Source organism: Phycicoccus flavus, from assembly GCF_004025965.2.
GTDB lineage: Bacteria > Actinomycetota > Actinomycetes > Actinomycetales > Dermatophilaceae > Phycicoccus > Phycicoccus flavus.
Window position 1 is genome coordinate 23885 of record NZ_SAYU02000010.1, and the last position, 12554, is coordinate 36438.

Sequence of the window (12554 nt, forward strand, 5' to 3'; positions counted from 1 at the left end):
CGAGCTGCCGTCCACCGGTCGCCTGCTGCTGTTCTACGACGTCCAGGAGATGCCCTGGGGCTTCGACCCGGCCGACCGGGTGGGATGGCTGCTCCTCCACGACGACACCCCGGAGGACGACCTGGCCCCCGTCGAGCCCCCCGCGGTGCTGCGCACGCCGGACCCCGACGGTGTCCTGCCCGAGCTGCCGCTGACCGCGACGGCGGCGAGGACCCTCCCCGAGGGCTTCACGCCCGCCGTGGAGGACGCCCTCGGCGCGTCGGACCGCGATGCGTACCGGGAGTGGTGGGTCGAGAGCATGGACCGGGCGTTCTTCGACACCCACCGGGTCGGCGGCCGGCCGAGCCAGGTCCAGGGGGAGATGACCGTGGAGTGCGCGCTGGGCTCCGCCGGGCATTCGACCGGCGACAGCAGCGCCTACGACGACGAGGAGGTGCTGGCCGCCGCACAGGCCGAGGCGCCGGAGTGGCGGCTGGTCCTCCAGGTCGCCTCCGACGACGACCGCGGGTTCATGTGGGGCGACTCCGGGTTCCTCTTCGTGTGAATGAGGCGCGCGGACCTGGTCGCGCGTCGATTCGACCGCGCGCACCTGGTCCTCCAGTGCTGCTGACCCGCGCTCCCGGCCGGCCCGGGTGGCCTCGGGCTCAGACCGTCGCCGGCTCCGGCTGCGCGACCCGGGGGAGGGTGCGCACCGACCGGGCGGCGAGCAGCCCGAGGGCGACCGCGAGGTAGAGGACGCCGGCCGCCGTGACGACGGGGGCGAGACCGAACCGGTCCCCGAGGGGGCCGAAGAGCAGCTGGCCGACCGGCACCGCGACCATCGACCCCAGTGCGTCGTAGGAGTAGGCCCGGGAGAGATGCTGCTCGGGCAGGTGCTCCTGCATGGCGAGGTTCCACCCCATCCCGAAGACCTCCAGCCCGACGCCGGCGACGGCCGCGGCCGCGACGAGCAGGACCACGTGGGGTGCCGCGCCGAGGACGACGAGGGGGACGCCGAGCAGCGACACGGCGACCACCCCGAGGAGCAGCGGGCGCGGCAGCCGCACCCGCAGCAGCACCGCGGTCGCCACGAGGGCGCCGACCGCCTCGGCGGAGATCACCCACCCCCACTCCTGGCGGCCGATCGTCCGCTCCGCGAGGGCGGGGCCCAGGGTGAGCCAGGCGCCGCCGGTGATGGCGTTGAGGACCCCGAACGCGGCGACGACGAGCCAGAGCCACGTCGTGGAGCGGAACAGGTCCCACCCCTCGCGCAGCTCGGTGACGACGCCGGCCCGCGGGGCGGCCGGTCGCGCCGTGACGTCGGCGAGCCGGCGCACGGGGACGAGCAGCAGCGCGGCCACGCCCCAGGTGGCGGCGTCCGCGAGGACCGCCCAGCCGGAGCCGGCGGTGACGACGAGCAGTGTGCCGAGGCTCGGGCCGGCGATGGCCGTGAGGCCGCGCGACATGCTCACCAGGGCGTTGGCCCGCTGCAGCTCGGCGGCCGGGACGAGAGCGGGGACCATCGCGGCCATGGCCGGGAAGCCGACGCCGTTGGCCGCACCGAGCAGGGCCTGGAGGACGACGACCCCCCAGAGGGGCGCGTGCCCGGTGAGCAGGAGCACCGCCGTCACCCCCTGCAGCAGGGCGCTCGCGACGTTCGAGGCCTGGAGGACGAGCGCCCGGGGCAGCCGGTCGGCGAGGACCCCGCCGAAGAGGAGGAGGAGGACCATCGGCAGGGTGCGGGCCGCGAGCACCTGGCCGAGCGCCGTCGCCGAGCCCCCGAGGTCGAGCACCGCGAAGGCCAGCGCGACCGTGGCGGCCGTGGACCCGAGCAGGCCGACGGTCCGCGACCCGAGGTACCAGCGGAAGGCGGCGTACCGGAGCGGGGCGAGCGACGGGGACGACGTCACGCCCGTTCGCCCATCTCGAAGGCGAAGAGCGAGACCCCGACGCGCCGGGCGCCCTCGGTCCGCGGCGGCAGGGCCCGGTCGTGGACGAGGGCGGAGGCCTCCTCGAGCAGCGCCCGGGCCCGGGCCCAGGTGTCGTCGTCGACCCACAGCTCGGCGTCGGTGACGAGGCCGCCGCTGTCGGGGACCCGCTCGGCGTAGCGGCGCTGGACCTCGCCCGCCGCCGCTCGCACGAACAGGTCCGCGGCCTCGCGACGCTCGCCCGGCGTCGCCCCGGGCGCCCGGGCGGACCCGGCCGACCCCTCCACGCCACGCCAGTGGTGGCGGTAGCGCTTGGCGCGGCCGCCGCGGATCGTCTCCTCGCCGCTGACGACGACCTCGCCCGCGTTCTCGAGGAAGCGCAGGTGGTAGGAGGCGTTGGCGTGCGTCGTGCCGAGCTCGCGGGCGACGTCGGCCGCGGTGAGGTCGGCGCCGGTCAGCAGCGAGAGGATGCGCAGCCGGAGGGGATGGGCCAGGGCCCGGAGCCGGTCGCGGTCGTCGGGGGCCACGTCTACCTCCAAAGAAGTGTTGGACTGTCGCCGGCAGCCTGCCACGGCCGACGGCGACCGTCAAGCACATGTTGGGGGGTGACCGACGCGCCACGGTGGCGGGGCTGCCGGGGGAGGGGCGCGGCCTGATGTATCGGCCGATTTGGACACCCCCGCCGCGCTCTGGCACACTGACCAGGTTGCTTGGCGCGCGTGAGTGACCCTGCTGGGTCCTCCACGCCCACCGCCTCGAGAAGACGAACCGCCCTCGGGCGGGGCGGCTCGGGCGAAGAGCCAGGCCCCGGTCCCACCGGGCAGACGATCCCACGGACGTGGTGCGGGTTCCCGCACGCCGCTCGTGAGCGGAGCGAGGGCGACACGCCCGACCTCGGGGGTCGGAGGCGCGAGGGACCGGCACACAGACCAGTTGGACGGCGAGAGAGAGACGGAACATCAGATGGCGGGACAGAAGATCCGCATCCGGTTGAAGTCGTACGACCACGAGGTCATCGACAGCTCGGCGCGCAAGATCGTCGACACCGTGACCCGGGCCGGCGCGACCGTTGTCGGCCCGGTGCCGCTGCCGACCGAGAAGAACGTGTTCTGCGTCATCCGGTCGCCGCACAAGTACAAGGACAGCCGCGAGCACTTCGAGATGCGCACGCACAAGCGCCTCATCGACATCGTCGACCCGACGCCCAAGGCCGTCGACTCGCTGATGCGCCTCGACCTCCCGGCCGACGTCAACATCGAGATCAAGCTCTGAGGCTCGCGATGACCACCACTGCCACGAAGACCCAGAAGGGTCTGCTGGGCACCAAGCTCGGCATGACCCAGGTGTGGGACGAGGACAACCGCCTCGTGCCCGTCACCGTGATCCAGGCCGGCCCGAACGTCGTGACCCAGGTCCGCGCCGCCGACACCGACGGCTACGCCGCCGTGCAGCTCGGCTTCGGCGCCATCGACCCGCGCAAGGTCACCAAGCCGCTGGCCGGTCACTTCGACAAGGCCGGCGTCACGCCGCGCCGCTACCTCATCGAGATCCGCACCGCGGACGCCGCCGAGTACACCCTCGGCCAGGAGCTCGGTGCCGACACCTTCGAGCCCGGCTCGTCCGTCGACGTCAGCGCGACGACGAAGGGCAAGGGGTTCGCCGGCGTCATGAAGCGCCACGGCTTCCACGGCGTGTCGGCCTCGCACGGTGCCCACCGCAACCACCGCAAGCCCGGCTCGATCGGCGGGTGCGCCACCCCCGGTCGCGTCTTCAAGGGCATGCGCATGGCCGGCCGGATGGGCGGGGTGCGGCACACGACGCAGAACCTCACGATCCACGCCGTCGACGCCGACAAGGGCCTGCTGCTCGTCAAGGGCGCCGTCCCCGGTCCCCGCGGTGCGGTCGTCCTCGTCCGCTCGGCCGCGAAGGGGGCCTGACCCACATGGCTACCAAGACCCTCGACGTCACCCTCCCCTCGGAGATCTTCGACGTCCAGACCAACGTCCCGCTGATCCACCAGGTCGTCGTCGCCCAGCTCGCGGCCGCCCGCCAAGGCACGCACGCGACGAAGACGCGTGGTGAGGTCCGCGGTGGCGGTCGCAAGCCGTACCGGCAGAAGGGCACCGGCCGCGCCCGCCAGGGCTCGACCCGCGCGCCGCAGTTCGCCGGCGGTGGCACCGTCCACGGCCCGCAGCCGCGCGACTACGCCCAGCGGACCCCGAAGAAGATGAAGGCCGCCGCCCTCCGCGGCGCCCTCTCGGACCGGGCCCGTCACGGCCGCATCCACGTCGTCGAGGCCATCGCCTCGGGTGACGCCCCCTCGACCAAGGCCGCGCGCGAGCTGTTCGCCGGCCTCACCGAGCGGCCGAACGTGCTCGTCGTCCTCGACCGGGCCGACGTCGTGTCGCTGAAGTCCGTGCGCAACCTCGCCGAGGTCCACGTGCTCGCGGTCGACCAGCTCAACACCTACGACGTGCTGTGCGCCGACGACGTCGTCTTCACCCAGGCCGCCTACGAGGCGTTCACGGGCCAGACGGTCGCCGGCAGCGGCAACGGGGAGGACCAGAAGTGAGCCAGACCAAGAACCCCCGCGACATCCTCATCGCGCCGGTCGTGTCGGAGAAGTCCTACGGGCTGCTCGACGAGGGCAAGTACACCTTCCTCGTCGACCCGCGCTCGAACAAGACGGAGATCAAGATCGCCGTCGAGCAGGTCTTCGGCGTCAAGGTCGACTCGGTCCACACGATGAACCGGCAGGGCAAGTCCCGCCGCACCCGCTTCGGGGCCGGCAAGCGCAAGGACACCAAGCGCGCCATCGTCACCCTCCGCGAGGGCTCGATCGACATCTTCGGCAGCGCGGTCTGAGAAGCGACAAAGGACTGAACAGACATGGCAATCCGTAAGTACAAGCCGACGACGCCCGGGCGTCGCGGGTCGAGCGTGGCCGACTTCGTCGAGGTCACCCGCACGACCCCCGAGAAGTCCCTCGTCCGCCCGCTGTCCAAGAGCGGCGGTCGCAACAGCAGCGGTCGCATCACGACCCGCCACATCGGTGGGGGCCACAAGCGCGCCTACCGCGTGGTCGACTTCCGTCGCCACGACAAGGACGGCATCCCCGCGAAGGTCGCGCACATCGAGTACGACCCGAACCGCACCGCGCGGATCGCGCTCCTGCACTACGCTGACGGCGAGAAGCGCTACATCCTCGCGCCGCGCGGGCTCGAGCAGGGCATGGCGATCGAGAACGGCCCCGGCGCCGACATCAAGCCCGGCAACAGCCTCCCGCTGCGCAACATCCCCACGGGTACGGTCGTCCACGCGGTCGAGCTCAAGCCCGGTGGCGGCGCGAAGATCGCCCGCTCGGCCGGGGTGCGCGTGCAGCTCGTCGCCAAGGACGGCCCGTACGCCCAGCTGCGGATGCCCTCGGGCGAAATCCGCAACGTCGACGCGCGCTGCCGCGCCACCGTCGGCGAGGTCGGCAACGCCGAGCAGTCCAACATCAACTGGGGCAAGGCCGGCCGCATGCGGTGGAAGGGCAAGCGCCCGACCGTCCGCGGTGTCGTCATGAACCCCGTCGACCACCCGCACGGTGGTGGTGAGGGCCGCACCTCCGGTGGACGCCACCCGGTGTCGCCGTGGGGCCAGCCCGAGGGCCGCACCCGTCGTCCTGGCAAGCCCAGCGACAAGCTCATCGTCCGTCGCCGCCGTACCGGCAAGAAGCGCTGAGGAGCCTGACCCATGCCTCGTAGCCTGAAGAAGGGCCCCTTCATCGACGACCACCTCCAGAAGAAGGTGGACGCCCAGAACGAAGCGGGCACGAAGAACGTCATCAAGACCTGGTCGCGCCGGTCGGTGGTCTCCCCCGACATGCTCGGCCACACCCTCGCCGTCCACGACGGCCGCAAGCACGTCCCGGTGTTCGTCACCGAGGCGATGGTCGGCCACAAGCTCGGCGAGTTCGCACCGACGCGGACCTTCAAGGGTCACGTCAAGGACGACAAGAAGGGGCGTCGTCGCTGATGGCCACCGAGACCACCACCGTCGAGTCGCGGGCGGTCGCCCGCCACGTGCGGATCACGCCGATGAAGGCGCGCCGGGTCGTCGACCTCATCCGCGGCAAGAACGCCGCCGAGGCCGTGTCGGTCCTGCGCTTCGCCCCCCAGGGCGCGAGCGAGCAGGTCCGCAAGGTCCTCGAGTCCGCGATCGCCAACGCCCGCGTCCGCGCCGACGCCACGGCCGAGCGGTTCGACGAGCGCGAGCTCGTCGTCGCCAAGGCCTTCGTCGACGAGGGTCCCACGATGAAGCGGTTCCGCCCCCGGGCGCAGGGCCGCGCCAGCCGGATCAACAAGCGCACGAGCCACATCACCGTGGTCGTCGCCCCCAAGCCCACGACCCAGAACGGAGGCACTCGCTGATGGGCCAGAAGGTCAACCCGCACGGCTTCCGTCTCGGGATCACCACGGACCACAAGAGCCGCTGGTTCGCCGACTCCACCAAGGAGGGTCAGCGCTACCGCGACTACGTCAAGGAGGACGTGGCGATCCGCAAGCTCATGTCCACGGGCATGGACCGCGCCGGCATCGCCCGCGTCGACATCGAGCGCACCCGGGACCGGGTCCGCGTCGACATCCACACCGCGCGTCCGGGCATCGTCATCGGCCGCCGCGGCGCCGAGGCCGACCGCCTGCGCGGCGAGCTCGAGAAGCTCACCGGCAAGCAGGTCCAGCTGAACATCCTCGAGGTCAAGAACCCCGAGCAGGAGGCCCAGCTCGTCGCGCAGGGCATCGCCGAGCAGCTGTCGGCCCGTGTCTCCTTCCGCCGCGCCATGCGCAAGGGCATGCAGTCCGCCACCCGCGCCGGCGCCAAGGGCATCCGGGTCCAGGTCTCCGGCCGTCTCGGCGGCGCCGAGATGAGCCGCACCGAGTTCTACCGCGAGGGCCGGGTGCCGCTGCACACGCTCCGCGCGCAGATCGACTACGGCCTGTACGAGGCCAAGACCACCTTCGGGCGCATCGGCGTCAAGGTGTGGATCTACAAGGGCGACATGACCGCGCGCGAGCTCGCGGCCCAGCAGGCCACCGCGCCGCGCCAGGGTCGTGGACCGCGTCGTGACGGCGCCGACCGCCCCGCCCGGGCCCGCCGGAACGCCCCCGCCGCCGCGGAGGGCCAGACCGAGCAGGCCCCGGCCGCGAAGACCGAGGAGTCCTGACCATGCTGATTCCCCGACGGGTGAAGCACCGCAAGCAGCACCACCCCGGACGCTCCGGGATGGCCAAGGGCGGCACGACCCTCGCGTTCGGTGACTACGGGATCCAGGCGCTCTCGCCGGCCTACGTCACGAACCGGCAGATCGAGTCCGCCCGTATCGCCATGACGCGGTACATCAAGCGTGGCGGAAAGGTCTGGATCAACATCTACCCGGACCGTCCGCTGACCAAGAAGCCGGCCGAGACCCGCATGGGCTCCGGCAAGGGCTCGCCCGAGTGGTGGGTGGCCAACGTCAAGCCCGGCCGGATCATGTTCGAGCTCTCCGGTGTCCCGGAGGACGTCGCGCGCGAGGCCATGCGCCTCGCCATGCACAAGCTGCCGATGAAGTGCCGCTTCGTCCAGCGTGAGGGTGGTGAGTACTGATGGCAGTCGGTTCCAAGGACCTGAGCCCGAAGGAGCTGCGCGGCTTCGAGGACGACCGGTTGGTCGACGAGCTGCGCAAGGCCAAGGAGGAGCTGTTCAACCTCCGGTTCCAGTCGGCCACCGGCCAGCTGGACAACCACGGCCGGCTGCGCGCCGTCCGGAAGGACATCGCCCGCATCTACACCGAGATGCGGGAGCGCGAGCTCGGCATCGGCGTGAAGGGTGGAGCGAAGTGAGCGAGACGACGAAGGACGAGATGACCGGCACCGACCGCAGCTACCGCAAGACCCGTCAGGGCTACGTGGTGAGCGACAAGATGGACAAGACCGTCGTCGTCGAGGTCGAGGACCGCGTCAAGCACGCCCTCTACGGCAAGGTGCTGCGCCGCTCGAGCAAGGTGAAGGCGCACGACGAGGGCAACAGCGCCGGCGTCGGCGACCGCGTCCTCATCATGGAGACCCGACCGCTGTCCGCCACCAAGCGCTGGCGCGTCGTCGAGGTCCTCGAGAAGGCCAAGTAATGCCCTGCGGGGGCGCGTGCGCCCCCGCAACCCCAAGGCCCCCGTTCGGCCAGGCTCCGCCCCCGCGGGCGGAGAACCAGCACGACATCTAGGAGATAACAGTGATCCAGCAGGAGTCGCGACTGCGAGTCGCCGACAACACCGGTGCGAAGGAGATCCTCTGCATCCGTGTTCTCGGTGGCTCCGGTCGTCGGTACGCCGGTATCGGCGACACGATCGTCGCCACCGTCAAGGACGCGATCCCGGGCGGCAACGTCAAGAAGGGCGACGTCGTCAAGGCGGTCGTCGTGCGGACCAAGAAGGAGCGCCGTCGCGCCGACGGGTCCTACATCCGCTTCGACGAGAACGCCGCGGTGATCCTCCGAGGCGATGGCGACCCGCGCGGCACGCGCATCTTCGGCCCCGTCGGCCGCGAGCTGCGCGAGAAGCGCTTCATGAAGATCATCAGCCTGGCGCCGGAGGTGCTCTGACCATGGCCACGAAGATCAAGAAGGGCGACACCGTCCAGGTGCTCGCCGGCAAGGACAAGGGCAGCACCGGCAAGGTCATCGCCGTCGACCGGGAGCGCGGACGCGTCACCGTCGAGGGCGTCAACCGGGTGACCCGGCACACCAAGGCCGGCGAGTCCAGCCGCGGCAGCCGCACCGGTGGCCTCGTCGTCCAGGAGGCGCCGGTCCACGTGAGCAACGTGGCCGTCGTCGACCCGTCGGACAAGAAGCCCACCCGCGTCAAGACCCGCGTCGAGACCGTCGAGCGCGACGGCCGCCAGAAGGCGAGCCGCGTCCGCGTCGGCGTGCGCTCGGGCAAGGACCTGTGAGAGAGATGGCAGACACCGCGACCAAGCCCCGCCTCAAGGCGCGCTACCAGGACGAGATCAAGTCCACGCTCCGGGACCAGTTCGGCTACCCGAACGTCATGCAGGTCCCCGGCGTGACCAAGGTCGTCGTCAACATGGGTGTCGGCGACGCCGCCAAGGACAGCAAGCTCATCGAGGGTGCCGTCCGTGACCTCACGGCGATCACCGGCCAGAAGCCGGTCGTCACCCGGGCCCGCAAGTCCATCGCCCAGTTCAAGCTGCGGGAGGGCATGCCCATCGGCACGCACACGACCCTGCGCGGCGACCGGATGTGGGAGTTCCTCGACCGGCTCGTCACCATCGCCCTGCCGCGCATCCGCGACTTCCGCGGGCTGTCGCCCAAGCAGTTCGACGGACGCGGCAACTACACCTTCGGTCTCACCGAGCAGTCGATGTTCCACGAGATCGACCAGGACAGGATCGACCGCGTCCGCGGCATGGACATCACGGTCGTCACGACCGCGACGAACGACGACGAGGGTCGTGCGCTGCTCAAGGCGCTCGGCTTCCCGTTCAAGGAGAACTGAGATGGCCAAGACCGCGCTGGTCAACAAGTCCAACAAGAAGCAGAAGTTCGGGGTCCGGGCCTACACGCGCTGCCAGCGCTGCGGCCGCCCGCACTCGGTCTACCGCAAGTTCGGCCTGTGCCGGATCTGCCTGCGGGAGATGGCCCACCGCGGCGAGCTCCCCGGCGTGACCAAGAGCAGCTGGTAACAGACCCCCGCCGCACTCCCGCGGCACCCCCACGACCACACCATCTACATCGCAGGTCCGCCCGGCCGCACGGCCGGGAGGAAACCGCGGTGAGAGAGGGCGGAGAAGCCCAATGACCATGACAGACCCGATCGCGGACATGTTGACCCGCGTCCGGAACGCCAACTCGGCGCACAAGGACACCGTCTCCATGCCGTTCTCGAAGCTCAAGAGCCACATCGCCGAGATCCTCGAGGCCGAGGGCTACATCGCCGGCTGGACCGTCGAGGACGCCGAGGTGGGCAAGACCCTCACGGTGAACCTCAAGTACGGCCCCAACCGGGAGCGCTCCATCGCCGGCCTGCGCCGCGTGAGCAAGCCCGGCCTGCGCGTGTACGCCAAGTCCACGAACCTGCCGAGGGTGCTCGGCGGGCTCGGCGTCGCGATCATCTCGACGTCCTCCGGCCTGCTCACCGACAAGCAGGCCGCCAACAAGGGTGTGGGTGGGGAAGTCCTCGCCTACGTCTGGTAAGGGGTAGCAGCCATGTCGCGAATCGGACGTCTCCCCGTCACCGTCCCCTCCGGTGTCGACGTGACCATCGACGGTCAGCACGTCACCGTGAAGGGCCCCAAGGGCGAGCTCTCCCACCTCGTCGCCACGCCGATCACGGTCGAGCAGGCCGACGGCACCGTCGAGGTCAAGCGGCCGGACGACGAGCGCGAGTCGCGCTCGCTCCACGGCCTCACCCGCTCGCTCATCAACAACATGGTGCTCGGCGTCACCCAGGGCTACGAGAAGAAGCTGGAGATCCACGGCACCGGGTACCGCGTGCTCGCCCGGGGCTCCAACCTCGAGTTCGCCCTCGGCTACTCGCACTCGATCACCGTCGAGCCGCCGGCCGGGATCACCTTCACCGTCGAGAACCCCACCCGGTTCACGGTCCAGGGGATCGACAAGCAGCTCGTCGGCGAGGTCGCCGCGAACATCCGCAAGCTCCGCAAGCCCGACCCGTACAAGGGCAAGGGCGTCCGCTACGCGGACGAGCGCATCCGCCGCAAGGTCGGGAAGGCTGGTAAGTAACCGATGGCACTCATCACCAAGCGCGCCAAGGGCAAGACGGCCGCCCGCACCCGTCGGCACGTCCGCGTCCGCAAGCAGGTCACCGGCACCGCGGTCCGTCCGCGCCTCGTCGTGACCCGCTCCGCCCGCCACGTCTTCGTCCAGGTCGTCGACGACACCGCCGGCACCACCGTCGCGTCCGCGTCGACGATGGAGGCCGACCTGCGCTCCTTCGACGGTGACAAGGTCGCCAAGGCCAAGAAGGTCGGCGAGCTCGTCGCCGAGCGGGCCAAGGCCGCCGGCGTCGAGGCCGTCGTGTTCGACCGCGGGGGCAACAAGTACCACGGCCGCGTCGCCGCCATCGCGGACGGCGCTCGGGACGGAGGGCTGTCGCTGTGATCGCTCCCCGGACCACCACGAACGTCGAGAAGAGGAACATCTGATGCCAGGACCCCAGCGTCGAGGCACCCAGACCGGTCCCAACGACCGCAACAACGACCGTCGCGGCGGCCGCGACGACCGTCGCGGCGGGCGTGACGGTCGGGACGCCGAGAAGAACCAGTACCTCGAGCGCGTCGTGACCATCAACCGCGTCGCCAAGGTCGTCAAGGGCGGCCGGCGGTTCAGCTTCACCGCGCTCGTCGTCGTCGGTGACGGCGACGGCACCGTGGGCGTCGGCTACGGCAAGGCCAAGGAGGTGCCCGCGGCGATCGCCAAGGGTGTCGAGGAGGCGAAGAAGAACTTCTTCCGCGTCCCCCGCATCCAGGGCACCATCCCCCACCCCGTCCAGGGTGAGGCCGCCGCCGGTGTCGTCATGCTCCGCCCCGCCAGCCCCGGTACCGGTGTCATCGCCGGTGGCCCGGTCCGTGCGGTGCTCGAGTGCGCCGGCATCCACGACGTGCTGTCCAAGAGCCTCGGCTCGGACAACGCGATCAACATCGTCCACGCGACCGTCGAGGCCCTGCGCGGCCTGGAGCGCCCGGAGGCCGTCGCGGCCCGCCGCGGGCTCCCCGTCGACCAGGTCGCCCCGGCCGCCATGCTGCGGGCCCAGGCCGCCGGTCTGGCCGAGGCGAAGGCGGGTGCGTGATGGGTCGTCTCAAGGTCACCCAGACCCGGTCCGGCATCGGAGGGAAGCAGAACCAGCGGAACACGCTGCGCTCCCTCGGCCTGAAGCGGATCGGTGACGTCGTCGTCAAGGAGGACCGCCCCGAGATCCGCGGCATGGTCCGCACGGTCACGCACCTCGTGGCCGTCGAGGAGGTTGAGTGAGCATGGCCGACACCACGGCCGACACCACGTCGGACAAGGTCGCGACGCGTCAGGCGTCCGCGCTGAAGGTCCACCACCTGCGCCCGGCCCCGGGTGCCAAGTCCGCCAAGGTCCGCGTGGGCCGTGGTGAGGGTGGCAAGCGCGGCAAGACCGCCGGTCGCGGCACCAAGGGCACCAAGGCCCGCTACCAGGTGCCCGCGGGCTTCCAGGGCGGCACGACGCCGCTGCACATGCGGTTCCCGAAGCTCCGCGGCTTCAAGAACCCGTTCAAGACCGAGTACCAGGTCGTGAACCTCGACAAGCTGTCCGCGCTCTACCCCGACGGTGGGGACGTGACGGTCGAGGACCTCGTGGCCAAGGGCGCCGTCCGCGACGGTCACCCGGTCAAGGTCCTCGGCACGGGCGAGATCGGCGTCAAGGTCGCCGTGACCGCCCACGCGTTCTCGGCCAGCGCCAAGGACAAGATCGAGGCGGCGGGCGGTTCGGCGACCACCGCCTGAGCCCCCACCATGACCGCGGGTCGCAGGGCCTGCTCCGACCGACCGGTCGGAGCCGGCCCTGCGCCGCGTTCACCCCGCCGCTGCGTTCCGGGTGTCCCGGGACCGGCAGGTATGTTGT

The 12554-nt window shown here is 71.2% G+C and carries 23 protein-coding genes and 1 pseudogene; 22 read left to right on the plus strand and 2 right to left on the minus strand.

The window, feature by feature from the left end; all coding sequences use genetic code 11:
- Positions 1–4: 4 nt before the first annotated feature.
- Complete coding sequence (locus tag EPD83_RS21030; RefSeq protein ID WP_407676012.1) at positions 5–544, plus strand: DUF1963 domain-containing protein; 540 nt, start codon at positions 5–7, stop codon at positions 542–544.
- Between the two features lie 100 nt (positions 545–644).
- Here EPD83_RS21030 and EPD83_RS04725 read toward each other — a convergent pair whose 3' ends face one another.
- Both EPD83_RS04725 and EPD83_RS04730 read right to left on the minus strand, forming a co-directional pair.
- Complete coding sequence (locus tag EPD83_RS04725; RefSeq protein WP_128365659.1) at positions 645–1889, minus strand: MFS transporter; 1245 nt, start codon at positions 1887–1889, stop codon at positions 645–647.
- Complete coding sequence (locus EPD83_RS04730) at positions 1886–2434, minus strand: ArsR/SmtB family transcription factor (RefSeq protein ID WP_128365658.1); 549 nt, start codon at positions 2432–2434, stop codon at positions 1886–1888. The genes EPD83_RS04725 and EPD83_RS04730 overlap by 4 nt, the downstream gene beginning before the upstream one ends.
- A 436-nt stretch (positions 2435–2870) precedes the next feature.
- Between EPD83_RS04730 and rpsJ the strand changes: the two genes are divergently transcribed.
- The 21 genes and pseudogenes from rpsJ (at position 2871) to rplO (ending at position 12436) form a co-directional block, all read left to right on the plus strand.
- The gene (gene rpsJ / locus EPD83_RS04735) at positions 2871–3179 is read left to right on the plus strand and encodes a 30S ribosomal protein S10 (protein ID WP_006946210.1); all 309 of its coding nucleotides are present in this window, start codon (positions 2871–2873) and stop codon (positions 3177–3179) included.
- 8 nt (positions 3180–3187) lie between these two features.
- Positions 3188–3844 (plus strand): 50S ribosomal protein L3, encoded by a 657-nt coding sequence (gene rplC / locus EPD83_RS04740; protein WP_205859417.1) that lies wholly within the window; start codon positions 3188–3190, stop codon positions 3842–3844.
- Between the two features lie 5 nt (positions 3845–3849).
- Positions 3850–4479 (plus strand): 50S ribosomal protein L4, encoded by a 630-nt coding sequence (gene rplD, locus EPD83_RS04745; RefSeq protein ID WP_128365657.1) that lies wholly within the window; start codon positions 3850–3852, stop codon positions 4477–4479.
- Positions 4476–4772 (plus strand): 50S ribosomal protein L23, encoded by a 297-nt coding sequence (gene rplW / locus EPD83_RS04750; protein WP_128365656.1) that lies wholly within the window; start codon positions 4476–4478, stop codon positions 4770–4772. The genes rplD and rplW overlap by 4 nt, the downstream gene beginning before the upstream one ends.
- 24 nt (positions 4773–4796) lie before the next feature.
- Positions 4797–5633, plus strand: coding sequence for a 50S ribosomal protein L2 (gene rplB, locus EPD83_RS04755; RefSeq protein WP_128365655.1), 837 nt, complete (start codon positions 4797–4799; stop codon positions 5631–5633).
- Positions 5634–5645: 12 nt separating this feature from the next.
- A complete protein-coding gene (gene rpsS, locus EPD83_RS04760; protein WP_128365654.1) occupies positions 5646–5927 on the plus strand; it encodes a 30S ribosomal protein S19 in 282 nt (93 codons plus the stop codon).
- A complete protein-coding gene (gene rplV / locus EPD83_RS04765) occupies positions 5927–6322 on the plus strand; it encodes a 50S ribosomal protein L22 (RefSeq protein WP_128365653.1) in 396 nt (131 codons plus the stop codon). The genes rpsS and rplV overlap by 1 nt, the downstream gene beginning before the upstream one ends.
- Positions 6322–7116, plus strand: coding sequence for a 30S ribosomal protein S3 (rpsC, locus tag EPD83_RS04770; protein WP_128365652.1), 795 nt, complete (start codon positions 6322–6324; stop codon positions 7114–7116). The genes rplV and rpsC overlap by 1 nt, the downstream gene beginning before the upstream one ends.
- A gap of 2 nt (positions 7117–7118) precedes the next feature.
- Positions 7119–7538 carry a 50S ribosomal protein L16 gene (gene rplP, locus EPD83_RS04775; protein WP_128365651.1) on the plus strand — a complete coding sequence of 140 codons (420 nt, stop codon included), beginning with the start codon at positions 7119–7121 and terminating at the stop codon, positions 7536–7538.
- Positions 7538–7750: pseudogene (gene rpmC / locus EPD83_RS04780) on the plus strand (50S ribosomal protein L29); the annotation flags it as partial. The gene rplP and the pseudogene rpmC, both read left to right, overlap by 1 nt.
- A 44-nt stretch (positions 7751–7794) precedes the next feature.
- A complete protein-coding gene (gene rpsQ, locus EPD83_RS04785) occupies positions 7795–8058 on the plus strand; it encodes a 30S ribosomal protein S17 (protein WP_128365661.1) in 264 nt (87 codons plus the stop codon).
- 101 nt (positions 8059–8159) lie between these two features.
- Positions 8160–8528: a 50S ribosomal protein L14 gene (gene rplN, locus EPD83_RS04790; protein ID WP_128365649.1), complete on the plus strand. Its 369-nt coding sequence runs from the start codon at positions 8160–8162 to the stop codon at positions 8526–8528.
- 2 nt (positions 8529–8530) lie between these two features.
- Positions 8531–8875: a 50S ribosomal protein L24 gene (rplX, locus tag EPD83_RS04795; RefSeq protein ID WP_128365648.1), complete on the plus strand. Its 345-nt coding sequence runs from the start codon at positions 8531–8533 to the stop codon at positions 8873–8875.
- 5 nt (positions 8876–8880) lie between these two features.
- Positions 8881–9441 (plus strand): 50S ribosomal protein L5, encoded by a 561-nt coding sequence (rplE, locus tag EPD83_RS04800; protein ID WP_128365647.1) that lies wholly within the window; start codon positions 8881–8883, stop codon positions 9439–9441.
- A gap of 1 nt (position 9442) precedes the next feature.
- Entirely contained in the window at positions 9443–9628 is a 186-nt protein-coding gene (locus tag EPD83_RS04805; protein ID WP_128365646.1) for a type Z 30S ribosomal protein S14, read from the plus strand.
- A 112-nt stretch (positions 9629–9740) separates the two neighbouring features.
- Positions 9741–10139 carry a 30S ribosomal protein S8 gene (gene rpsH, locus EPD83_RS04810; protein WP_128365645.1) on the plus strand — a complete coding sequence of 133 codons (399 nt, stop codon included), beginning with the start codon at positions 9741–9743 and terminating at the stop codon, positions 10137–10139.
- A 12-nt stretch (positions 10140–10151) separates the two neighbouring features.
- Positions 10152–10688 carry a 50S ribosomal protein L6 gene (gene rplF, locus EPD83_RS04815; protein ID WP_128365644.1) on the plus strand — a complete coding sequence of 179 codons (537 nt, stop codon included), beginning with the start codon at positions 10152–10154 and terminating at the stop codon, positions 10686–10688.
- 3 nt (positions 10689–10691) lie between these two features.
- Complete coding sequence (gene rplR, locus EPD83_RS04820) at positions 10692–11066, plus strand: 50S ribosomal protein L18 (RefSeq protein ID WP_128365643.1); 375 nt, start codon at positions 10692–10694, stop codon at positions 11064–11066.
- A gap of 43 nt (positions 11067–11109) precedes the next feature.
- Positions 11110–11754 (plus strand): 30S ribosomal protein S5, encoded by a 645-nt coding sequence (gene rpsE / locus EPD83_RS04825; RefSeq protein ID WP_128365642.1) that lies wholly within the window; start codon positions 11110–11112, stop codon positions 11752–11754.
- Positions 11754–11936: a 50S ribosomal protein L30 gene (gene rpmD / locus EPD83_RS04830; protein ID WP_128365641.1), complete on the plus strand. Its 183-nt coding sequence runs from the start codon at positions 11754–11756 to the stop codon at positions 11934–11936. Before rpsE ends, rpmD begins: the two co-directional genes overlap by 1 nt.
- Before the next feature lie 2 nt (positions 11937–11938).
- Positions 11939–12436: a 50S ribosomal protein L15 gene (gene rplO / locus EPD83_RS04835; RefSeq protein ID WP_128365640.1), complete on the plus strand. Its 498-nt coding sequence runs from the start codon at positions 11939–11941 to the stop codon at positions 12434–12436.
- The last annotated feature ends 118 nt before the right edge of the window (positions 12437–12554 follow it).

Coding starts and splice junctions, on each gene's coding strand:
- rplD (WP_128365657.1), top strand. CDS start 3,850: ATGGCTACCAAGACCCTCGACGTCACCCTCCCCTCGGAGATCTTCGAC.
- rpsH (WP_128365645.1), top strand. CDS start 9,741: ATGACCATGACAGACCCGATCGCGGACATGTTGACCCGCGTCCGGAAC.
- rplO (WP_128365640.1), top strand. CDS start 11,939: ATGGCCGACACCACGGCCGACACCACGTCGGACAAGGTCGCGACGCGT.
- rplP (WP_128365651.1), top strand. CDS start 7,119: ATGCTGATTCCCCGACGGGTGAAGCACCGCAAGCAGCACCACCCCGGA.
- rpmD (WP_128365641.1), top strand. CDS start 11,754: ATGGGTCGTCTCAAGGTCACCCAGACCCGGTCCGGCATCGGAGGGAAG.
- rplE (WP_128365647.1), top strand. CDS start 8,881: ATGGCAGACACCGCGACCAAGCCCCGCCTCAAGGCGCGCTACCAGGAC.
- rplB (WP_128365655.1), top strand. CDS start 4,797: ATGGCAATCCGTAAGTACAAGCCGACGACGCCCGGGCGTCGCGGGTCG.
- rpsE (WP_128365642.1), top strand. CDS start 11,110: ATGCCAGGACCCCAGCGTCGAGGCACCCAGACCGGTCCCAACGACCGC.
- EPD83_RS04805 (WP_128365646.1), top strand. CDS start 9,443: ATGGCCAAGACCGCGCTGGTCAACAAGTCCAACAAGAAGCAGAAGTTC.
- rplX (WP_128365648.1), top strand. CDS start 8,531: ATGGCCACGAAGATCAAGAAGGGCGACACCGTCCAGGTGCTCGCCGGC.
- rplV (WP_128365653.1), top strand. CDS start 5,927: ATGGCCACCGAGACCACCACCGTCGAGTCGCGGGCGGTCGCCCGCCAC.
- rpsC (WP_128365652.1), top strand. CDS start 6,322: ATGGGCCAGAAGGTCAACCCGCACGGCTTCCGTCTCGGGATCACCACG.
- rpsJ (WP_006946210.1), top strand. CDS start 2,871: ATGGCGGGACAGAAGATCCGCATCCGGTTGAAGTCGTACGACCACGAG.
- rplC (WP_205859417.1), top strand. CDS start 3,188: ATGACCACCACTGCCACGAAGACCCAGAAGGGTCTGCTGGGCACCAAG.
- rpsS (WP_128365654.1), top strand. CDS start 5,646: ATGCCTCGTAGCCTGAAGAAGGGCCCCTTCATCGACGACCACCTCCAG.
- rplF (WP_128365644.1), top strand. CDS start 10,152: ATGTCGCGAATCGGACGTCTCCCCGTCACCGTCCCCTCCGGTGTCGAC.
- rpsQ (WP_128365661.1), top strand. CDS start 7,795: ATGACCGGCACCGACCGCAGCTACCGCAAGACCCGTCAGGGCTACGTG.
- rplR (WP_128365643.1), top strand. CDS start 10,692: ATGGCACTCATCACCAAGCGCGCCAAGGGCAAGACGGCCGCCCGCACC.